Raw genomic sequence first — 18,808 nt, forward strand, 5'->3', positions numbered from 1 at the left:
GCCGTGCGCTTTTCCCAGTCGGGAAGTAAGGCTTGCCTCACCTCTGCGCCGCGCAGTGCCTCATTGCTGATCACCGGGTCGCGTTGGACGGTGGTTCAGGCGAGCGTGGCGAAGACGGTGAGCGCGGCGATTTCGCCGAGGAGTTGCGTTGCGCCCAGCACATCGCCGGTCTGTCCGCCGATTTTGGCCGTGGCGATGCGCGAGGTGAGATAGGCGGTCCCAACGATGGCGGAGGCTGCGACGACGGTGGGTACGAACCCCACCACCAGCCAGGACAGCAGGAGGGCCACGACAGCGCCCAAGGAGGCGGCATCGCGCGGTGGGCGACCGGTTGTGACCGAGAGGCCATCTTTGCGCGCAGGCGGCATCAGCACCATGAGATAGGGCAGGGCGGCGCGTGACAGCATTGCGGCTGCGATTGTTGCAGTGACGATCAGGTCGTCATGCGCGAGCGTGGAGAGCGCGGTAAAGCGCAAGAGGAGCGCGAGGATGAGGGCGATCACGCCATAGGCGCCGATGCGGCTGTCGCGCATGATCTCGAGGCGGCGGATACGTTCGAACCCGCCCCAGAACCCGTCGGCGCAATCCGCAAGCCCGTCTTCGTGCATTGCGCCCGTGGTGATGACCAGCGCGGCGAGGGCAAATCCGGCGATCAGGCCCGCGCCGAGCCCGAGCCATCCGGCAATGGTGGCGACGGCGCCCGCCACGAGCCCGACGGCGAGACCCGCGAGGGGAAAGGCCCAGACGGCCTCGGCGCTGCGCTCAAAGCCCGCACGCACCGGGATGCGGGTCAAAAGCGCCAGAGCGGTGGCGATGTCGGCGGCTTCGGGGCGGAAACGGCGGGTCATGGCATCCTCGCAATCGGACCTGTCCTCGGTCTCTCTCAGGGGATAGAAGGTCGGGGACTCAAAGACAATGAGGGAGAGTTGAGGCATGGCATTTTCCGATCTTGCAGGGTTCGAAGCGCTTCTGAAAGCGGCACCGGGGCCGGATCACGAGGCAAAAGCCGGGGCGGAGGCGCGCAACGGCCAGCTGACGAAACCGGCGGGCTCGCTCGGGCGGCTTGAGGAGATCGGCATCTGGTATGCCGCCTGGCGCGGGGAAGCGCGGCCTCGGGTCAGCCAGCCGCAGGTGGCGATTTTCGCGGGCAATCACGGTGTGACGGCGCGCGGTGTGTCGGCCTTCCCGGCGGAGGTCACGGTGCAGATGGTGGCGAATTTCGAACATGGCGGCGCGGCGATCAACCAGCTTGCGCGCAACGCGGGCGCGATCATGTCGATCCATCCGATCGAACTGGATCGCCCGACGGCGGATTTCACAGAAGCTCCTGCGATGAGTGAGATGGAGTGCGTGGCGGCACTCAAGGTCGGCTGGGAGGCGGTGAACCCGGACTCCGACCTGTTGGTCGTCGGCGAAATGGGCATCGGTAACACCACCTCGGCGGCGGCGATTGCAAATGCGCTGTTCGGCGGCACGGCGGCCGATTGGGTCGGGCGCGGCACCGGGGTCGATGACGCCGGTCTGAAGATCAAGGAAGAGGTCTGTGCGGCGGGTGTGGCGCTTCATGGCGGCAAAGCACCGCTTGAGATCCTTGCGTCTCTTGGCGGGCGCGAAGTGGCGGCCATGGCGGGCGGTATCGCGCGGGCGCGGATGCTGCGCATTCCGGTCATTCTCGACGGGTTCATCTGTTGTGCGGCGGCGGCGACCCTTGAGAAAGCCGTGCCCGGTGCGCTCGATCACTGCATTGCGGGGCATGTTTCCGCAGAGGCGGCGCATCCGGCAGTGCTGCGGGCAATCGGCAAAGAGCCGCTTTTGTCCATGGGGCTGCGCCTTGGCGAAGGCTCCGGTGCTGGGCTTGCCATGCCGCTGGTGAAGGCCGCAGTCGAATGCCTGTCAGGTATGGCGACCTTTGCCGAGGCGGGCGTGTCGGACAAGTGAGGTCCTGAGCTGTCAGGAACGGCGCGGTCAGGCCGCGCTGTTCTTCTTTCGGTTCTGATCGAGCTGGGTGACCAGTGCTGCCTCGAAATCCTTGTCGAGCATTTTGGCACGCTCGATATAGGCGGGGTTTTCCGACACGGGGACATTGGGTTCCCAAAGCTCCGCCAGCACCCGCATGCTTTCACGGTCATGCTGGTAATAGGCCTGTTCGGTCATCGCCGCGTCATATTCCGAAAAGCCCATTTCCTCGAGCACATAACGCCCGGCGCGCAGGGAACTGTCGAACATCTCGCGGACGATTTTGTCGGCGCCTGCCTTGTAGAGCTCATAGACATGCACACGGTCGCGGGCGCGCACGATGATGAACAGATCGTCGCGCAGCGAGCGGGCGTATTTCACCAATTGCGTGGCGGCGGCGGGGTCGTCGAGAGAGATCACCAGAATGCGCGCGCTGTCGATGCCCGCGGCATGGAGCAATTCGGGTCGGGTCGGGTCGCCGAAGAAGCCCTTGAACCCGAATTTGCGCATGAGCTGAATGGTTTTCAGATCGTGATCGAGGACGGTGGTCTGAAAGCCCGAGGCCTGCACCAGACGGTTGACCACTTGGCCGAAGCGTCCGAGACCGGCGATGATGATCTTTTGCTGGTCGTCGATTTCGTCGGCGGGCTGGTCCTCCATCCGTTCGGAGAGTTTCGCGCGCAGGTAATCGTGCAGCATGAAGAACAGCGGCGTGAACAGCAGCGACAGGGCGATGACCAGAAGCACTCGCTCGCCAAGATAGGAGCTCAGAACGCCTTGCTGGAGCGAAAACGTGGTCAGCACCATGCCGAATTCCCCGGCCTGCGCCAGCGACAGGGTGAACAGCCATTGCGCCCGTTTGTGCAGTTTGAAAATCCGCCCGATGACGTAAAGGATCAGCCCCTTCAGGATCATCAGAGCAATGGTCAATCCGACGATGGTCAGAGGGTCGCGGAACAGCACGGTGAAATTGATCCCGGCACCGACGGCGATGAAGAACAGGCCGAGTAGAAGCCCCTTGAACGGCTCGATCGAGCTTTCGAGTTCGTGGCGGAATTCGGAGTTGGCGAGAACCACCCCCGCGAGGAAGGTGCCGAGCGCGGGGGACAGGCCGACCGCGTTCATCAGAAGCGCGATCCCGATGACGATCAGAAGCGAGACGGCGGTGTAAATCTCGCGCATGTTGGCGGAATGGATGTAGCGGAACAGCGGTCGGGTGAGGAACACGCCCGCAAGGATGATCGCCGCCACGGCTCCGAGCGTCACCAGAGTGACACCCCAACCGGGCAGCCCTGCCACCAGCGAGGCACCATGCGCTGCGGTGCCATGCGCAGCGTCGGTGCCGCGGTTGATCGAGCCGTCCGGATTGAGCGAAAGTTTCGAACCGGTCGCCAGAAGCGGCATGATCGCCAGCATGGGGATCACCGCGATGTCCTGGGTCAGAAGCACGGAAAAACTCGCGCGTCCGCCGCCGGTGTGGATCAGCTTTTTCTCCGACAGCGTCTGAAGCACCACGGCGGTCGAGGACAGCGACAGGATCATACCGAGCGCCAGTCCGGTCTGCCAGCTCTGCCCGGCCCAGATCGCAACCCCCATGATCGCCGCCGCCGTCACAGTGATCTGAAGCCCGCCCAGACCCAGCAACTTGTGCCGCATCTCCCAAAGCGCACGCGGGTCGAGTTCCAGCCCGATCAGGAACAGCATCATCACCACGCCGAATTCGGCGAAATGCAGCAGGTCGGCGCTTTCCGAATGCTGGATCATGCCAAAGAGCGGCCCGATCGCCATGCCCGCCAGCAGATAGCCCAGCACGGACCCGAGCCCGAGCCGCCGCGCCAGAGGCACGGCCACGACCATGGCGGCAAGATAGATCACGGCTTGTGTCAGGGCGCCGTCCATGAAGGGTCCTTTCTCAGGGGACAAATGAGCCTAAGAAACTTCTTATGGCATAGTCGCGTTTCATTTCGCAGAGGTAAAGCCTTCGCATCGCCCGACAAGTGGCCGGCGAAAATTTCCCCAAGCGGAGAGGTGAACAAGGTCGCGCGGGCCTCAGCCGCCGATCTCGAGCGTGACCGCGCGGCCGTTCTTCACATAGGTGAGGTTGTCGGTGCCAATGGATTGCACCCGTCCGCCGTCAAGCTTGTCGCCCACTTTCACCTTGGCGAAGCGCCCCGATGGCAGCCGGACCAGAGCGCGGCGGTCGGAGCTCGAGCCGTAAACCCCCATCAGGTTCAGTTTGCGCAGGTTGATCGCGTTGTTGACCGTCGCGGCGCGGGCGACATTGGCGGGGCCAGCCTGTGGAATAGTGGTCGCGGGCACCTGGGCGGTGACTTTCTCCGCATTCGAAGTGCTGGTCGTCCCGGCATCTGCGGCGGCGGCCGCCGCAGCTTCGGCGGTGCGGGCGGCGGAGGCGAGCTTGTCGAAATCCTGTGGTCGGGCTTTCGGTACGAGCGAGGCGGTGACTGCGGGCGCGGTGCGCGCCGCTTCGGTTTCGCCTGCGGCCTCCGCATCCTCCTGGGCCATCTCCTGAGCGAGTTCCTGAGCCGAGGCCGGGCGCAGACGCGGCGCAATCCGGCCCAGCTCCACACGGGTCAACCCGCCGAGATTGGCCTTCTCGTTGTTCTCGACCAGCGTGTCGGGACGCAGTTTCGGCTGGAATTTCGCCAGCGACAGCCGCACCGGATCGTTTTCATTGATCACGGGTGGGGCAAGGGCGGCTTCGACCGCGTCGTCCACGGCGCTGCCGGGGCGCGGTTTCGACGTGGCCTGCGGGCGACCGGCATAGACGACGGCACCGTCGGGCGTCACGGTGCCCTCGGGCGTGGCGCGGATAAAGCCGTCCTCGTCGTAATCGTAGCGTGTGCCCAGAGGTGCCGGGGGCAGGGCGGCGCGCGGCGCGGCCTCGCCGATATGGCGTGCAGCTTCGGGCAGAGCGACGGCATCCTGCGACGCGATCGCGTGGTCGATCGAGGCTGTGTAAAGCGTGTCGAGATCGTCCTCGGCACTCTCTCCCGTGTCCGCTTCGGGGGCGAGCGGCCAGATGCCGGTCGCGGCATAGCTTGCGGCCAAGGCCTCCATGTCGAGCGTTTCGTTGGCGATGTCTTCGGCAGGAGGGGCGGGCACGCTGGCCTGCTCCAGAAGCTCCGGCGTCAGTTCGGGTTCTTCCTCCTCCGCAGACACGCCCATCTGTTCCGGGCCGAGCGCGGTCGGTGTGGCGTCGGTCGCTGCGGTGTCGTCCGCGGCGATCACCGTCGGGTTGTCTTGCGTGGCGGAGACGGCGGAGACATCGGTGGATTGCGGCTCATCGGGCAACAGCCCGGCGATGAGGCCAGCCAACAGCAAGAGCGCGACCAGCCCGCCGGTCAGGATCAGCCCAAGATGACGCGGCTTGTTGCGGACCTCCCGGCTGCGGCGCCGTGCGCCGAAGACGGTCAGGGCCTCCGCCTCGTCGAGGGTGTTTTCCACCCGGTCGAGACCGGCGGCACGATCCGACAGCGGAATGATGTCCTCGCCTGCGGCGTGCGCGACCTTTGGCATGGGCGCTTTTGCGATGTCGATGGCGGGTGTGTCTTTCTGTGCCGCCTTGTTGCCGGATTTCGGGGCAAGCGCGGACAGGGATTTTAACGCACCGAGGGCTGCTCCGCCTCGCGATCTCTCACGGGATTTTTGCGCTTTCGCGTCCGGTTTGGCGGTGCGCGGCGCGGGCATGGGGGGCGGCTCGGGCAGCGGATCTGCCTTGCCGGGGCGCGCGGCTTTCAGCTTGGGCTCTTTCGGCGTGTCGATGGGCACCTCGCCGGAGGTGACGGCCACATGCGGATACTCGACGGGTTTCAGCGCCGAGTTGTCGTCTTGCGGGGGCTCTTTGGGCGCTTCGTCCCCTTTGTGGACCGGGCCAAGCGGTTTGGCCGATGCCTCTGCGGCGACAGGGGAGTCCTTGGGGGGGACTTGCGCCGGGATCATGGCGGCCAGCACGCGCGAGGGGCGTGTCGAGAGTCGCGGGGCGGCGGGCTCGGTCGGGGGGGGGGGCGCATCAGCTCCGGTCTCGCGACGACTGTGGAATGTGGAGACGGGCGCCGTCTCGGAGAGATCGCCGGAGCTGCCGTCTTCGGCGGGTACGTCCGCCTTGTCGTCGACAGGGGCATCCTCGACAGGGGTGTCCTCGGCGGGGCCGTCCTCGGCGGGCGTGTCGACTGGTGTGGGTTCCGTCGCGGGTGCGGCGTCGGGCAGCAGCTCAAGCTGTTCCGGGACCTCAGGGGATTGGGCCTCCGGGCTCACCTCGGTCGTCGTTTCCTCGGTCGTTCTCTGCGGGGCGTGCAGATCGGCGGCGTTCTCGGGCGCTTCAGTCTCCGGTTCGGGCGTCGTGGTTTCTGCAATGGGGGACAGGGCCGTTTCCGGGGCTTCGGACGGCAGGATCGGGCGTTGCGGCAAGAGGCGCATCGCCACGCGGTCCGGCTCCACCACGGTCTCCGCCCCGATCAGCGCATCGGCGCTGCGGGCGCGGCCGAAGAACGGCTCTCCCGCGAAATCGTCGATCTCCGGGATGGCGATAAAGGACACTGGGTTGAACCGGTGTTCCATAGCGAAGTTTTCCGCCTCGTCGAGGGTCTCACGGGCCAGAACGGCGATTTGCAAGATCCCGTCCGAGATGGTGCTGTCCCAGACCAGTTGCTCGAGCGTATAGGGCGTCGCGCCGTCGAGGGCCGCACGGATCGCCGCGTCGCGGGTCTCCGGGCCGGGATCGGGCAGGCGACGGTAGAGAATCTGGCTGTTCGGGATCACCAGTTTGGTGGCGAGACCGGCGGTCGAGACCGAGGTCGCCAGCTTGCGCAATTCGGCCAGTTCCGCCGCCATGTCCGGGGCATCGAGCGCCACCTCTCCCATCGCCAGCCAGCCGCTTGCGGTGCGGTGCAAAAGCATGATGCCGTCATGGCTGAGATTCAGGGCAAAATTCGGTTTCATTTCCGTATGCTGGCTCGACTGGTCCCGGGGTCACGGCGCACCCTAACGCAGCTTGCGGGGCATGCAAAGGGAAACCCGGTCGACTGCGACCTCGCGGGCAGTGCGAATGGCGGAACCTTGCCGGGGACACCTGTTTTCGGAGTGTGGCGGCTGCGTTAGGCGGCAGGCGCGTTCAGCGCATCCACAACCCGGCTTTCTTGATCTGGTTGCGGATCATTTGTTCGCGCCGGGGCAGGTTGTCGCGGTCGAACATGGCTCGGATCTTTTCGCCCTTCGGCTGATAGACGAGGCGCTTGATCGGTTCGTATTCCTTGAGCACCTTCTTGATCCAGTTGGGCTGGGTCACCTCGCGCAGCACCTCGACCACACGGTCGTCTTCGCGGGCGAACAGGAGCGGGAAGGTGCGGTAGTGGCAAGAAATCGCGCCATCGAGCGTGTCCTCGGGAATGGTCCGGCGCGCACCGCCAAAGGAATGGATGACGAGAGGCAGGGCGACCTGATCGAGCCAGGGATCGAAGACCTGAAGGCTCGCGGCCTCGGGCGGGGTATCGCGAATTTCGAGCGCATAGTCGAGGAAACGCTGGCCGAATTTGCGCGGGCATTCGTAGAAAAAGAACCCGGCGTTGAAATAGAGATAGCGTTTCCAGTATTCGTCCGGCTGGCTGAGATCGAGCGTGCTTTCGAAGTCGAGGCCGAAGCGGTCATAGAGCGATTTCCAGATCTCCGTGTAGCCCGGCCCGTACAGTTCGATCTGTGGCCACGTCCCTTCGACTTTGAGCGAGGCGCAGGGGCGGGAGAAATCGAAGGGCACGGAGGAGAGCGGGCCGGTGATCAGCGTATCGCTGTCGAAGAACACGAAGGGTTCGCCTTCGGGCAGGGCCAGAAGCGCCTCGATCTTGTTGCCATAGGGATAGCTCTGGCCGAAGTGGCGGTTCTCGAAAGGCAGGATTTCCGCGTCGAGCCGTTTGAACGCTTCCAGAAGATCGGTCTGTTTCATCCGCGGATCGTCCGACCATTTCTCGCCGGGTTGCGGTTCGGCGATGAACAGCTTGCCTTTGAATTCCGGGTCGGAGGCCCGGAGCGAGGCGGCGAACAACAGTGCCTCATACATCAACCGCCCGTCCTGACCGATGACGACAACGTTGAACGGAACGGCGTTTTGAGGCTTACTGGTCATGGGAAAACTCTGATCGGGACAGCACGTAGGAACATCTTGGGTGACTATAGGGTGGATCACTATTGATCAAAAGGTGCTAATTCCCTCGAAGTAAAAGGATTGTTTCCATGTTGCTGAGGATGACAGCGATGAAATCCACGATTGCCGGAGTTTTGGGCCTTTGTGTTGTCACACAGGGCGCTATGGCGGAGAATTTCACCACTGCCGTTGAGGTCCGGCCAATCCTGCAAGCGACCAAGCCGCAATGGCTTGCGGTGCGCACTTATGACGGGCAGGATCTGTTGTATTTTACCAATCTCCTGAGCTGGCGCTGTGGGTTGACCGAGATTTTCTATTCGGTCAACGGCGCCGAAATGGTGCCTTTCGCGATGGAGCCCTGTTATCTCGACACGGCCCAGCCCAATGCGCTCAAGGCGGAAACGCTCGACGCGATTCTGGTGAGCTTCCCGCCGGGTACGGTCGAGACGGTCGATCTCAACGTGATCTTTGATGACGGCATGGCGGAACAGGCGCATTACGCGCGCGCCGCGATTGAGATTCAATAAGCCTCACCGTCAGCGGAAAATCTCCGCCATGAAATCCACCATCGCGCGCCAGCTCCGCGCCGTCGCTTTGACGTCAAAGCCAAAGCCCGGTTGTGCGCCCGGTGTGGCCGCCGGGTTGGTGAAGGAATGGCCGGTGTGGCCATAGGCATGGAGCTGCCAGCGGGCGCCACGTTCCGTCATTTCCTGCCCGAAGGTCACGACGCTCACGGGGTTGGCCAGTGGATCGTCCCAGCCATGCAGCACCAGCACCTCGGCGGGGATTGTCACATCCGGCGCGCTTTCGGCACGGTCGAGGATGCCGTGAAAGGCCACTACACCGCCGATGTCGACGCCCTCGCGCGCCAGATCGAGCACGGCCTTGCCGCCAAGGCAATAGCCGATCGCGGCGGTGCGCTCGGCATCCACCAGATCCTGCGCCTTCAGGGTTTCGAACGCGGCCACCATGCGTGCGGCAAGCAATGCCCGATCCGCATCGAGGCGCGCTTTGGCGGCATGGGCCTCCGCCATATCGGTGGTGGTCCAACCCTGGCCGTAATAGTCGATGGCGAAGCCGACATAGCCCAAGGCAGCCAGCTCCTGTGCGCGTTGCTCTTCGAATTGCGCCCGCCCGCGAAACGCCGGGGCGACGAGCACGCCGGGACGTGGGCCTTCAAGCTCGGCGTCCCAGTGCAGCGTGCCGATGAACGGGCCGCCGATGTTGCCCTTGCCGCCGTCGTAGCGAATTTCCAAGCTGCGCAGATCCATGCCCGTTCCTTTCCTGTGGCGTCGCGGGCAGTCTGAGGGTTTTTGCTGGGATTTCAAGCCTCTTGCTGGGCGACTGTCACGGGATTTGTTGCCATGGTTTCCGCCGGATCAGGTTCGGTGTCGAGAGACAGCGCATGGACCAGCCGCCCGTCCGGCAGGATCAACGTTTCGCAGTCAGGCGCGGTGTCGGTCCAGATTGCACCGGGGAGAAAGCCCTTGAGCCGGAGGGCCATGCCGCGGCGCGTGAGCGTGGCCCCGAGATGCTCAAACGCATGGGCAAAACTGTCGCAGCGGGTCTCAAATGAGAACCGCCGCCGCCCGTCGCAGGCCAGCCGTAACGTCAGGTGACAGGCCGGATCATAGCGCCATGCGGCATAGTAATCGAATGTGCCTGTCGGGGTTTCAAGCGTCCGGCTCAGATGTGTCACGGGGCCGAAGGGGCCCTGCGCCTTTCCGGCTTTGCCGAGGGGCTTAGGGGGCGGGCGCAAGCGTTTGATCCAGCCTTTGAACCCGTGCTCCCAAGTGAACACAGCAAGAGGTCCCGTCTCCAGATCGGCGGCCAGATCCCGGTCCCATTCGGCGAATTCCGGCGCAAGGGATGCGGTGACGTTCTCTTCGTAAGCGGTCGACACCGTCAGACTGGGCAGATCGCAGGGTACGCCGAGCAGCAGTAATCTGCGTGAAATCAGTTTGTCGAGTTCTAGACGCGCCTCCTGTGCGCTCAGCCCCGAGACGCCCTCACGGGCGATCCGCGTTTGCAGGGTGCCGATGGTCTTAAGGCGACCGCGGTGGCTTTGCAGCGGAGCCTGCGCCAGCGTTTCGGTCACAAGCGCATTCAACGCGTCTGGGGACAAGGAAGAAGAGGGGGCAGACGACATGAGGCACTCCGCAGGCGGGGATTTCGCCGGAGTGTGGCAGCAAGGGGTGAATATTGGCTTGAGGACAGAGATAAAATGCGAAGGACATACGGGGAAAGCCGTTCCGGCAATTGCCCAGCGTAAATGCCGTTTATCTGACCGCTTCGGGAGAGAAATCAAGGGGAGAAGTGGTGGGCGACCCTGGAATCGAACCAGGCATGAGTCTCCTCGGCGGAGTTACAGTCCGCTGCCGCACCTTGCAGCCCGTCGCCCACTTTCACGCTGATCTGTGATCTCTCACCGACCGTTTCGCGTTGTGTGGGCGGTGGATACAAGTGTGATCGGGGGGCGTCAACAGGAAAATTGCTTGTTCTTGGAGATTGCCTGCGCCAAGAAGGGCCAGCCACAAAAAGCGGGACACCAAAGCCATGAAAAAACCCAAATGGGTCGTCGAAAAAGAGCAAGCCAAGCGCAAGGCCGCGCAGGAAACCGTCTGGCTCTTTGGCCTGCATGCGGTGCGCGATGCGCTGGCGAATCCGGCGCGGGAGAAGTTGCGGCTTTTGGTGACGAAAAACGCGATGTCCAAACTTGAGGCGGAAATCGCCGCCTCTGGCATCGTTCCCGAAGAGATCGACCCGCGCAAATTCCACGATCCGCGCAACCATGGCGTGCCGGTCGACCCGGCCTCCGTGCACCAAGGCGCTCTGCTTGAGGTGAAGCCGCTGAGCTGGGGCTCGGTCGAGGAGGTTTGTCTGGCGGCGGGCGAGGGCGCGCCGACGGTGGTTTTGCTCGATCAGGTGACCGATCCGCATAACGTCGGGGCGATTCTGCGCTCCGCCGAGGTGTTCGGTGCCGAAGCCGTCATCGCCACCGCGCGCCATGCCGCGCCGGAGACCGGCGCCCTGGCGAAAACCGCCTCCGGTGCGCTGGAGCGTCAGCCCTATCTGCGGGTGCGCAACCTGTCTGAGACGATTCTCAAACTTCAGGAACTGGGCTTTGCCTGTCTCGGTCTCGATGGCGAGGCGGAGGTGACGATTGATCAGGCGCTGGGCGATCTCAAGGGGCGTCCGGTGGCGCTTGTGATGGGGGCCGAGGGGCCTGGGCTTCGCCAGAAAACCAAGGAAACCGTGGATGGGCTGGTGAAAATCCCCTTCGCGCGGGATTTCGGATCGCTCAACGTGTCGAACGCCGCTGCCGTGGCGCTTTATGCGGCCTCAATGCGGGGCTAAGTGAGGGGCGAAAAAAGTCAGAAGACGCACGCGGCGTTCACCCGGTGTTCACGTTTTTCTTACACAGTCTTTTATATCGAGACCAACCACCTATCTGATGTGGTGAGACGCGCATATTGGAACACGCGCGTTGTTCTCACTGTCCCTCGTTCCATACCTATGCCCGGGTCTTCTGTTTTTCAGAGCCCGGGCTTTTTTCTGGCCTCAGGCGGGGGGGAGGATGATGGCACGTCTTTGCCATATGGGCTTTTTTCTTTTTCGGAACGCGCTACACTCCTCTCTATGCAACATCTTGACCAACTGACCGACACAGACATCGCCCGTATTCTTGGAGACACGAAAGTGATCGCCCTCGTCGGCGCGTCGCCCCGGCCCGAGCGTCCTTCGCATCAGGTCGGCGAATTCCTCGCAACACGTGGCTACAAAGTGATTCCGGTCAATCCGGGGCAGGCGGGCAAGGAATTGTTCGGCCAGACCGTCGTGGCGTCTCTGTCGGAGATCGACGAGCCGGTCGACATGGTCGACATCTTCCGCCGCTCGGACGAGGTGATGCATGTGGTCGAGGAGGCTTTGAAGCATCTCACCGGGCTGAAATACGTCTGGATGCAGCTCGGCATCGTCAACGATAAGGCTGCGGCTTTGGCCCATGCGCAAGGTGCTGAGGTGGTGATGGATCGCTGTCCGGCGATCGAGATTCCGCGGCTGGGGCTTTGACGCCGGAATTTGAGTATTTAGGCCATCAGAAAAACCGAAACGGTGTCAGCCCCGAGCGGCCTTTTCTGCAATCCCCGAAAGGCCCTGACGACGCGCCAGTTCGCTCAGCACATCGTCCAGCGCGATGTCGCGCGCGGACAGCATGACCAGCATGTGATAGAGCACATCGGCGGCCTCGTAGGTCAGGTTTTCCTTGTCATCAACTGCGGCGGCAATAATCGCTTCGATGGCTTCTTCGCCGAACTTCTCAGCGCATTTCTGCGGCCCTTTGGCAAAGAGTTTCGCGGTCCAGGAGCTTTCCGGATCGGCAGATTTGCGGGAGATGATGACCTGTTCGAGCTCGTGCAAAACGGACATGATCGGCTCCTTAATTCAGGCGCATGGGGATGCCCTTGGCGGCCATATACTCTTTGGCCTCCTGGATCGTGTAATCCCCGAAGTGGAAAATTGAGGCGGCCAGAACGGCGCTGGCATGGCCTTCGGTGACGCCTTCGACGAGGTGGTCGAGGTTGCCGACGCCACCGGAGGCGATGACCGGAATATTTACGGCGTCCGCGATGGTGCGGGTCATGGCGAGGTTGAACCCCGCGCGGGTGCCGTCGCGGTCCATCGAGGTCAAAAGGATCTCTCCAGCGCCCTTGCTTTCAATGAGCTTGGCGAATTCGACGGCATCAATCGGGTGACCGTCTTTGTCGAGCGCGGCTTTGCGCCCGCCGTGGGTGAAGATGGCCCATTTCGTCGGATTGCCCTCGGCGTCCCATTCGATGGTTTTAGCGTCGATGGCGCAGACGATGCACTGGCTGCCAAAGTGATCGGCGGCGCGCGCGATCACATCCGGGTCGGCCACGGCGGCGGAGTTGAAGGACACTTTGTCGGCGCCCGCGAGCAGGAGGTTGCGCACGTCTTCCGTGGTGCGCACGCCGCCGCCGATGGTCAGCGGCATGAAGCACTGCTCGGCGGTGCGGGTGGCGAGATCGTACATCGTGCCGCGGTTTTCATGTGTGGCGTGGATGTCGAGGAAGCAAAGCTCGTCCGCCCCCGCCGCATCATAGGCCCGCGCGCTCTCGACCGGGTCGCCCGCGTCGATCAGGTCCACGAAATTCACGCCTTTCACCACGCGGCCATCGGCCACGTCGAGGCAGGGGATGATGCGGGTCTTGAGCATGGGGCGCGCCTTTTTATCTCTCGCCCGAGTCTTTAAAGCGCAAGGGGCCTAGATGCAACGTCAGGCGCGGGCGATCCGGCGCATCGCGTCCCGCACGATCAACACGTGAAACGGTTTGACGATCATCAGATAGGCCCGCCCCAGCGCATTGTTGCGATGCACCCAGGTCGCCATGTGAATGCAGCCTGCCTCCTGCCGGATGCAGATGCGGAAATTCAAGTGCCGGTCGTCGGTGCCGATGATCAACTCATCCGTGCCTTCGTACTCCACTGGAAAGATCGCGCCGTCACCGCTGTCGGAGCTTTCTGTTTTCAGGCCGAGGGGCTTCACGATCCGATTGCGCAGGCGCAAAAGCGCGTCGGCCCAGCCCGGCATGGTCAGGCCGATGTTTGCCGCCTCACGGGGGGACAGTTTACTTTCGACCGCGTAACCGTCGATGAAATCGTCGGGCAGGACCTTGGACCAGAGCCGGGAGGTGGCGGGGAGGGGGGTATGCTGAACCTGTGCCATCGGAAACCTTCGCGTGATGTTAATCGCATTCACTTAACCGAGAGGCGTGACACAAAGATAGGGACATGTTGACGCAGGGTCAGGAGGAGCTCAGGCCTTCATCACCTTGAGCGCTTCCTTGAGATCAATCGCCCCATCGTAAAGTGCGCGACCGGAAATGGCCCCATTGAGCGGCGCACCGCAGGATTTGAGGTTTTCGAGATCGGCAATCGTGGACACGCCGCCCGAGGCGATCACCGGGATCGACACGGCATTGGCGAGCGCTGCGGTTTCTTCCACGTTCGGTCCCTGCATGGCCCCGTCGCGGTTGATGTCGGTGTAGATGATCGCGGAAACGCCGGCGTCCTCGAAGCTCTTCGCCAGATCGGTGGCGTTCACATTGGTCTCTTCGGCCCAGCCCTTGGTCGCGACCATGCCTTTGCGGGCATCGATTCCGACAGCAACATGGCCGGGGAAAGCACGCGCCGCTTCGCGCACCAGATCGGGGTTTTCCACCGCCACGGTGCCGAGGATCACACGCTCAAGCCCTTTCGAGAGCCACATCTCGATCGTCGCCATGTCGCGAATGCCGCCGCCAAGCTGGGCCGGGACCTTGCACTGTTTGAGAATCTCCTCGACGGGGGCCGCGTTCACCGGCTCGCCCGCGAAAGCGCCGTTCAGATCGACAAGGTGCAGCCACTCGCACCCGGCTGCGACGAATTCCAAAGCCTGCGCCGCCGGGTTCTCGTTGAACACGGTCGCTTTCTCCATCTCGCCCTTGTAGAGGCGCACGGCGTTGCCGTCTTTCAGGTCGATGGCGGGATAGAGGATCATGGGGCGCTCCTGTCGTGAAACTGTTGCGCTCCCTTTGGCATGATTGCGCGGGAATTGCAAAACCCGCTTTGGTGCGATGTGCCGTTGCGTTAGTCTTGCCACGAAAGCGGCGCCCGGCTCAGGATGCGGGCATCTAGGGAGGAAGAACTATGAAACGATTTATGACTGCGGCTGTCGCCGCACTGGCCCTTGCGGCCCCCGCCTTTGCTGCCGATCCGGTGGAAGGCACATGGCAGACACAGGTGGATGACGGCCATTATGCCTATATCGCCATCAAACCCTGTGGTGCGCAGATCTGCGGGACCATTGCCAAGGCCTTTGATGCCAACGGTCCGATCAAGTCGGAGAACATCGGCAAGCCCATCGTCTGGGACATGGCGCCGCAAGGCGGCGGTGCCTACAAGGACGGCAAGATCTGGCAGCCCTCGACCGGCAAGGTCTACAATTCGAAAATGACGCTCTCGGGCAATACGCTGACCGTGAAGGGCTGCGTCGGGCCGATCTGCAAAGGCCAGACCTGGACACGGGTTCAGTAACCGCCGCTACTTAAAATGTGAAAGGGGCCTCTTGCGGGCCCCTTTGTCTTCTTGTCGGTGTATGGACGCGGCCTTTACGGCTTCCAACCGAGAAAGTTCGACACGATGCGCAAACCGGCCCGCTGGCTTTTCTCCGGGTGGAATTGCGTGCCGATGATATTGTCCCGGGCCACGATCGCGGTGACTTCTTCGCCGTAATTCACATAGGCCAGACGATGCGCCGGGTTCGCCACTTTGAAATGGTAGGAATGTACGAAATAGGCATGATCGCCGGTTTCAACACCTTCCAAGACCGGGTGTGTGTTCGATATGTGCAAGTTGTTCCAGCCCATATGCGGCACTTTCAACGCCGGATCGGAGGGCTCGATCTTCACAACCTCGCCACCGATCCAGTCGAAGCCCTTGGTGTCTTCATACTCAAGGCCGCGCGTCGCAAGCATCTGCATGCCGATGCAAATCCCCATGAAGGGTCGGCCTTTGTCGATCACAGCCTCCGAGATCGCCTCGAACAAACCGGTGTAATCGAAGAGCTGTTTCTTGCAGGCCGGAAACGCGCCGTCGCCCGGCAACACGATGCGGTCGGCTTTCGCGACCACATCGGGTTCCGAGGTGACGACGATGGTGCCTTCGCCCCGTTCGCGCGCCATGCGTTCGAAGGCTTTGTGCGCGGAATGAAGGTTGCCGCTGTCGTAATCGACCAGTGCTGTCAGCATGTCGTGATCTCCTTCGCGCTCAAAGCGCGCCCTTGGTCGACGGCAGGCTGTCGGCCATGCGCGGGTCGATCTCGACCGCCATGCGCAGCGCGCGGGCGACCGATTTAAACGCCGCCTCGGCGATGTGGTGGGAATTGATCCCGTGCAGCTTGTCGACATGCAGCGTGATGCCGCCATTCGTTGACAGCGCCTGAAAGAATTCGCGCACCAGCTCGGTGTCGAACGTGCCGATCTTGTCCGTCGGAAAATCGACATTCCAGACCAGAAACGGACGTGCGGACAGATCGAGCGCGCAGGCGACCTGCGTGTCGTCCATGGCGAGCGCAAAGTGGCCGTAGCGGTAGATGCCCTTCTTGTCGCCCACGGCCTTGACCAAGGCCTGACCCAGCGCGATGCCGGTGTCTTCGACCGTGTGGTGATCGTCGATGTGGTAATCGCCCTTGGCGCGGATGGTCATGTCGATCAGCGAGTGGCGCGACAATTGGTCGAGCATGTGGTCGAAAAAGCCCACGCCCGTCTGGTTGTCGTATGTGCCTGTACCGTCGAGGTCGATCTCGACGGTAATCTCGGTTTCCGCGGTCTTGCGGCTGATCAAAGCTTTGCGCATGGGCTGTCCCTCTTCTCGCTTCATGCCGCTTATACGCGCCTCGGGACGGGTTTGCCAATGGGGGCACTTGCCACGGTGGCGCGGGCCTGAGGCGGAAGGGCGGTGTCTTTGGAAACTGTGGAAAACTGTTTTGAAAATATTAGGAGATTACTAAGCATACCCTCGTCTTATGAGGCCAACGTTGCGTCAAAAATGGTTCTCACATGCGTGTTCTGGTCTGGCATGAAGACATCGAAAGCTCGACCGAATGGCAAACCGCCTTTGGGCGGCGCGGGCATGGCAGAGTTTTATCACCCCGGGGTCGCCTCGGAGCTGATCACGTCACGGGAGCCGGAGCTGCACAACGACATGTTTGCACGCCTGTCCTCGTTGCGCTGTGTGCTCGGTTGCCACACGCCGGTCGACGATCTTGTCGCCATTGTCGAGGGCATCGTCGGCGGCTTGGAAAAGGGTTGCAAGGCGCTCAGCCACGATTTGCCGCAGCTCTGCGGCAATTGCCAGATCCGATCCGCTTGCCTGCGTGGAGAGGAACTGCCGCTGATGTTCCGTCATCGCAATATTTCCCCCGCCAGTCTCGCCGCCGAAGCCGTCAGGGCACCTTGTTGCCGCTCCCGGGGGCTTTCCAATTCAGAGCATAGGTGCTTTTCAGGTAGTCTTCGAAATAATTCCCCAGTGCGCCGAACGTGCCGGTGAGCTTGGTGAATTCGTCGCGTCCGAGCACCAGAACCTTGCCATCGCTCAGGGCTCGCACCGTGCCGAAACGGGTGGATTCCCCCATCAGCATGCGCTCGCCGAAATGCCCGCCGGGGCCGACCTCATAGGTGGTCGCCTCGCCGGTGTCGTCATCGCGCAGGCAGACCTCGAAGCGGCCTTCGACCACGGTGTAGAACCCGTCGGAGCGGTTGCCCTTCTCGAATACCGGATCGCCCGCCGCGTAATGCACATAATGCGCACCGGTTTCCTGCGGCGCTTTGAGCGCCACGACGGAACGCGGGCGCATACTGTCCAGAAGCCAGTTGAGGAAGACCCGGAGCTTGGTGTCGAAACCGGGCATGAAACTCAGGTAATAGATCCGCCACAGCAGCCAGGCGGGGTAACCCGAGAGTTTCACACCGAAAATCTCCGCCACGCCGCGCCGCGCGCCGAGCGAGGCCAGGGCACCGCGGCTCTTGTATTTGAACGGTTTGAGCGGTTTGCCCGCGACCGCGCGTTCGATATTGGCGGCGAGTTGCACCGCCTCGCGCACCGCGAATTGCGCCGTCGGCGTGGCGAAATCGCCGCGCTCGGTGGCATCGTCCTTCATCGGGATCATCGCGCAATCGCCCAGCGACCAGACGTTCTTGCGTCCCTTGGCCTGCATTGTGCGCTCCACCGCCACACGACCGTGGGCCAGTTCCAGATCCATGTCGAGCACGACGGGCGAGGGGCGTTGCCGATGGTGGCAACGATGGTCCGGGTCGGGATCATCTCGCCGGTCGAGGTCACCAGACGTCGCCCGGTCGCAGAGGCCACACCGGTGTTGAGCAGAATTTCGACGCCGCGTTTTTCGAGCTGTTTGACCGCATAGGCTGCAAGACTTTCAGGCAGTTCATTGAGGGCGCGCGGAGCGAATTCCACCGCGATCACCCGCACCTCCTTGGGGTCGATATTGGGATAATATTTGAGCGAGCGGTCGATCAGTTCTTTCATCTCGCCGATGGTCTCGATTCCCGAGAACCCGGCCCCGACCACGACGAAGGTCAGCGCTTCGCGTTTCACTTCCGGCAGGAAGGTGACATCGGCATGTTCGAGCCGCTCGATGATATGGGCGCGCAGGCGGCGGGCGTCTTCCAGAGTCTTCATCTTGAGCGCATGCTCTTCAAGACCGGGCACCCGGCTGAGATCGATGCGCGACCCCATGGCGACGACGAGGTGATCATAGGCGATCTCGGTTGGGCGGCGTTGGACGCCCTGGAACACGGTGACCACCTGCCGGTCGAAATCGACGGAATGGATCGTCGCCTTGCGCAGTCGCACGCCTTTCAGGAGTTCGCGCAGAGAAGTGACAGCGTGCATGTCCATGATCGCACCGGCGGCAACCTCGGGCAGGAGCGGTTGGAACACGAAATAATTCTCGTCGCTGATCAGCTGAATCTCCGCCTCTGCGCCGAAGCGTTTGCGCAGTTCACGCGCCGCGTAGAGCCCGCCAAACCCGCCGCCCAGAACGAGAAGTTTCTGTGTCATAGATATATTGCCTTTTCACCTTTTAGGGGCTCCCTGCCGCTGCATGTAGCGGGTGAAAGG

Annotated in this window: 20 protein-coding genes and 1 tRNA gene; 5 read left to right on the forward strand and 16 right to left on the reverse strand. The window is 62.7% G+C overall.

From position 1 onward, the window contains the following. Window positions 1-95 precede the first annotated feature (95 nt). Entirely contained in the window at window positions 96-848 is a 753-nt protein-coding gene (gene cobS / locus V1475_RS10535; RefSeq protein ID WP_479412710.1) for an adenosylcobinamide-GDP ribazoletransferase, read from the reverse strand. Between the two features lie 85 nt (window positions 849-933). Between cobS and cobT the strand changes: the two genes are divergently transcribed. Beyond that, the gene (gene cobT, locus V1475_RS10540) at window positions 934-1,938 is read left to right on the forward strand and encodes a nicotinate-nucleotide--dimethylbenzimidazole phosphoribosyltransferase (RefSeq protein ID WP_479412711.1); all 1,005 of its coding nucleotides are present in this window, start codon (window positions 934-936) and stop codon (window positions 1,936-1,938) included. A 27-nt stretch (window positions 1,939-1,965) separates the two neighbouring features. On the opposite strand, the gene V1475_RS10545 is transcribed toward cobT, so the two are convergent. The 3 genes from V1475_RS10545 to V1475_RS10555 form a co-directional block, all read right to left on the reverse strand. After that, window positions 1,966-3,855 carry a monovalent cation:proton antiporter-2 (CPA2) family protein gene (locus V1475_RS10545; RefSeq protein ID WP_479412712.1) on the reverse strand — a complete coding sequence of 630 codons (1,890 nt, stop codon included), beginning with the start codon at window positions 3,853-3,855 and terminating at the stop codon, window positions 1,966-1,968. 150 nt (window positions 3,856-4,005) lie between these two features. Further along, window positions 4,006-6,915, reverse strand: coding sequence for a hypothetical protein (locus V1475_RS10550; RefSeq protein WP_479412713.1), 2,910 nt, complete (start codon window positions 6,913-6,915; stop codon window positions 4,006-4,008). Window positions 6,916-7,087: 172 nt separating this feature from the next. After that, entirely contained in the window at window positions 7,088-8,092 is a 1,005-nt protein-coding gene (locus V1475_RS10555) for a hypothetical protein (protein ID WP_479412714.1), read from the reverse strand. A 107-nt stretch (window positions 8,093-8,199) separates the two neighbouring features. Between V1475_RS10555 and V1475_RS10560 the strand changes: the two genes are divergently transcribed. Beyond that, window positions 8,200-8,637, forward strand: coding sequence for a hypothetical protein (locus V1475_RS10560; RefSeq protein WP_479412715.1), 438 nt, complete (start codon window positions 8,200-8,202; stop codon window positions 8,635-8,637). A gap of 9 nt (window positions 8,638-8,646) precedes the next feature. On the opposite strand, the gene V1475_RS10565 is transcribed toward V1475_RS10560, so the two are convergent. The 3 genes from V1475_RS10565 to V1475_RS10575 all read right to left on the reverse strand — a co-directional run bounded on the left by V1475_RS10565 (window position 8,647) and on the right by V1475_RS10575 (window position 10,511). Further along, complete coding sequence (locus tag V1475_RS10565; RefSeq protein WP_479412716.1) at window positions 8,647-9,381, reverse strand: dienelactone hydrolase family protein; 735 nt, start codon at window positions 9,379-9,381, stop codon at window positions 8,647-8,649. Window positions 9,382-9,434: 53 nt separating this feature from the next. Beyond that, window positions 9,435-10,259 carry a hypothetical protein gene (locus tag V1475_RS10570; protein ID WP_479412717.1) on the reverse strand — a complete coding sequence of 275 codons (825 nt, stop codon included), beginning with the start codon at window positions 10,257-10,259 and terminating at the stop codon, window positions 9,435-9,437. A 168-nt stretch (window positions 10,260-10,427) separates the two neighbouring features. Then, a tRNA-Tyr gene (locus V1475_RS10575) sits at window positions 10,428-10,511 on the reverse strand. Between the two features lie 155 nt (window positions 10,512-10,666). Here V1475_RS10575 and rlmB point away from each other — a divergent pair. Together rlmB and V1475_RS10585 are read left to right on the forward strand one after the other, a co-directional pair. Next, window positions 10,667-11,467 carry a 23S rRNA (guanosine(2251)-2'-O)-methyltransferase RlmB gene (gene rlmB, locus V1475_RS10580; protein WP_479412718.1) on the forward strand — a complete coding sequence of 267 codons (801 nt, stop codon included), beginning with the start codon at window positions 10,667-10,669 and terminating at the stop codon, window positions 11,465-11,467. A gap of 282 nt (window positions 11,468-11,749) precedes the next feature. Continuing rightward, window positions 11,750-12,181, forward strand: coding sequence for a CoA-binding protein (locus tag V1475_RS10585; RefSeq protein WP_479412719.1), 432 nt, complete (start codon window positions 11,750-11,752; stop codon window positions 12,179-12,181). 45 nt (window positions 12,182-12,226) lie between these two features. On the opposite strand, the gene V1475_RS10590 is transcribed toward V1475_RS10585, so the two are convergent. From V1475_RS10590 to hisA, 4 genes are all read right to left on the reverse strand, one after another. After that, the gene (locus tag V1475_RS10590; RefSeq protein WP_479412720.1) at window positions 12,227-12,538 is read right to left on the reverse strand and encodes a phosphoribosyl-ATP diphosphatase; all 312 of its coding nucleotides are present in this window, start codon (window positions 12,536-12,538) and stop codon (window positions 12,227-12,229) included. A 10-nt stretch (window positions 12,539-12,548) separates the two neighbouring features. Next, window positions 12,549-13,346: an imidazole glycerol phosphate synthase subunit HisF gene (hisF, locus tag V1475_RS10595; protein WP_434287965.1), complete on the reverse strand. Its 798-nt coding sequence runs from the start codon at window positions 13,344-13,346 to the stop codon at window positions 12,549-12,551. 60 nt (window positions 13,347-13,406) lie between these two features. Beyond that, a complete protein-coding gene (locus V1475_RS10600; protein ID WP_479412721.1) occupies window positions 13,407-13,856 on the reverse strand; it encodes a DUF2867 domain-containing protein in 450 nt (149 codons plus the stop codon). A 90-nt stretch (window positions 13,857-13,946) separates the two neighbouring features. Then, the gene (gene hisA / locus V1475_RS10605) at window positions 13,947-14,669 is read right to left on the reverse strand and encodes a 1-(5-phosphoribosyl)-5-[(5-phosphoribosylamino)methylideneamino]imidazole-4-carboxamide isomerase (RefSeq protein WP_479412722.1); all 723 of its coding nucleotides are present in this window, start codon (window positions 14,667-14,669) and stop codon (window positions 13,947-13,949) included. A 149-nt stretch (window positions 14,670-14,818) separates the two neighbouring features. Between hisA and V1475_RS10610 the strand changes: the two genes are divergently transcribed. After that, window positions 14,819-15,205 (forward strand): DUF2147 domain-containing protein, encoded by a 387-nt coding sequence (locus tag V1475_RS10610; protein WP_479412723.1) that lies wholly within the window; start codon window positions 14,819-14,821, stop codon window positions 15,203-15,205. A gap of 74 nt (window positions 15,206-15,279) precedes the next feature. On the opposite strand, the gene hisH is transcribed toward V1475_RS10610, so the two are convergent. From hisH to V1475_RS10635, 5 genes are all read right to left on the reverse strand, one after another. Continuing rightward, entirely contained in the window at window positions 15,280-15,918 is a 639-nt protein-coding gene (gene hisH, locus V1475_RS10615) for an imidazole glycerol phosphate synthase subunit HisH (RefSeq protein WP_479412724.1), read from the reverse strand. A gap of 19 nt (window positions 15,919-15,937) precedes the next feature. Continuing rightward, window positions 15,938-16,525, reverse strand: a complete 588-nt coding sequence (gene hisB, locus V1475_RS10620) for an imidazoleglycerol-phosphate dehydratase HisB (RefSeq protein WP_479412725.1) — start codon at window positions 16,523-16,525, stop codon at window positions 15,938-15,940. Between the two features lie 321 nt (window positions 16,526-16,846). Further along, window positions 16,847-17,077 carry a hypothetical protein gene (locus tag V1475_RS10625; protein WP_479412726.1) on the reverse strand — a complete coding sequence of 77 codons (231 nt, stop codon included), beginning with the start codon at window positions 17,075-17,077 and terminating at the stop codon, window positions 16,847-16,849. 37 nt (window positions 17,078-17,114) lie between these two features. Then, on the reverse strand, window positions 17,115-17,885 hold the full coding sequence (locus tag V1475_RS10630; protein ID WP_479412727.1) for a cyclic nucleotide-binding domain-containing protein: 771 nt from the start codon (window positions 17,883-17,885) through the stop codon (window positions 17,115-17,117). Next, complete coding sequence (locus tag V1475_RS10635) at window positions 17,834-18,748, reverse strand: NAD(P)/FAD-dependent oxidoreductase (protein WP_479412728.1); 915 nt, start codon at window positions 18,746-18,748, stop codon at window positions 17,834-17,836. Before V1475_RS10635 ends, V1475_RS10630 begins: the two co-directional genes overlap by 52 nt. Window positions 18,749-18,808 lie beyond the last annotated feature (60 nt).

The organism is Celeribacter sp. SCSIO 80838, from assembly GCF_056498065.1.

Bases quoted from the DNA above. Each gene is read 5' to 3' on its own strand.
- V1475_RS10635 (WP_479412728.1), bottom strand. From the start codon at position 18,748: ATGACACAGAAACTTCTCGTTCTGGGCGGCGGGTTTGGCGGGCTCTAC.
- hisF (WP_434287965.1), bottom strand. From the start codon at position 13,346: ATGCTCAAGACCCGCATCATCCCCTGCCTCGACGTGGCCGATGGCCGC.
- hisA (WP_479412722.1), bottom strand. From the start codon at position 14,669: ATGATCCTCTATCCCGCCATCGACCTGAAAGACGGCAACGCCGTGCGC.
- V1475_RS10600 (WP_479412721.1), bottom strand. From the start codon at position 13,856: ATGGCACAGGTTCAGCATACCCCCCTCCCCGCCACCTCCCGGCTCTGG.
- V1475_RS10570 (WP_479412717.1), bottom strand. From the start codon at position 10,259: ATGTCGTCTGCCCCCTCTTCTTCCTTGTCCCCAGACGCGTTGAATGCG.
- V1475_RS10630 (WP_479412727.1), bottom strand. From the start codon at position 17,885: ATGCAGGCCAAGGGACGCAAGAACGTCTGGTCGCTGGGCGATTGCGCG.
- V1475_RS10565 (WP_479412716.1), bottom strand. From the start codon at position 9,381: ATGGATCTGCGCAGCTTGGAAATTCGCTACGACGGCGGCAAGGGCAAC.
- rlmB (WP_479412718.1), top strand. From the start codon at position 10,667: ATGAAAAAACCCAAATGGGTCGTCGAAAAAGAGCAAGCCAAGCGCAAG.
- V1475_RS10610 (WP_479412723.1), top strand. From the start codon at position 14,819: ATGAAACGATTTATGACTGCGGCTGTCGCCGCACTGGCCCTTGCGGCC.
- cobT (WP_479412711.1), top strand. From the start codon at position 934: ATGGCATTTTCCGATCTTGCAGGGTTCGAAGCGCTTCTGAAAGCGGCA.
- V1475_RS10625 (WP_479412726.1), bottom strand. From the start codon at position 17,077: ATGACGGAACATCAGCGGCAGTTCCTCTCCACGCAGGCAAGCGGATCG.
- V1475_RS10555 (WP_479412714.1), bottom strand. From the start codon at position 8,092: ATGACCAGTAAGCCTCAAAACGCCGTTCCGTTCAACGTTGTCGTCATC.
- V1475_RS10545 (WP_479412712.1), bottom strand. From the start codon at position 3,855: ATGGACGGCGCCCTGACACAAGCCGTGATCTATCTTGCCGCCATGGTC.
- V1475_RS10560 (WP_479412715.1), top strand. From the start codon at position 8,200: ATGTTGCTGAGGATGACAGCGATGAAATCCACGATTGCCGGAGTTTTG.
- V1475_RS10550 (WP_479412713.1), bottom strand. From the start codon at position 6,915: ATGAAACCGAATTTTGCCCTGAATCTCAGCCATGACGGCATCATGCTT.
- cobS (WP_479412710.1), bottom strand. From the start codon at position 848: ATGACCCGCCGTTTCCGCCCCGAAGCCGCCGACATCGCCACCGCTCTG.
- V1475_RS10585 (WP_479412719.1), top strand. From the start codon at position 11,750: ATGCAACATCTTGACCAACTGACCGACACAGACATCGCCCGTATTCTT.
- hisB (WP_479412725.1), bottom strand. From the start codon at position 16,525: ATGCGCAAAGCTTTGATCAGCCGCAAGACCGCGGAAACCGAGATTACC.
- V1475_RS10590 (WP_479412720.1), bottom strand. From the start codon at position 12,538: ATGTCCGTTTTGCACGAGCTCGAACAGGTCATCATCTCCCGCAAATCT.
- hisH (WP_479412724.1), bottom strand. From the start codon at position 15,918: ATGCTGACAGCACTGGTCGATTACGACAGCGGCAACCTTCATTCCGCG.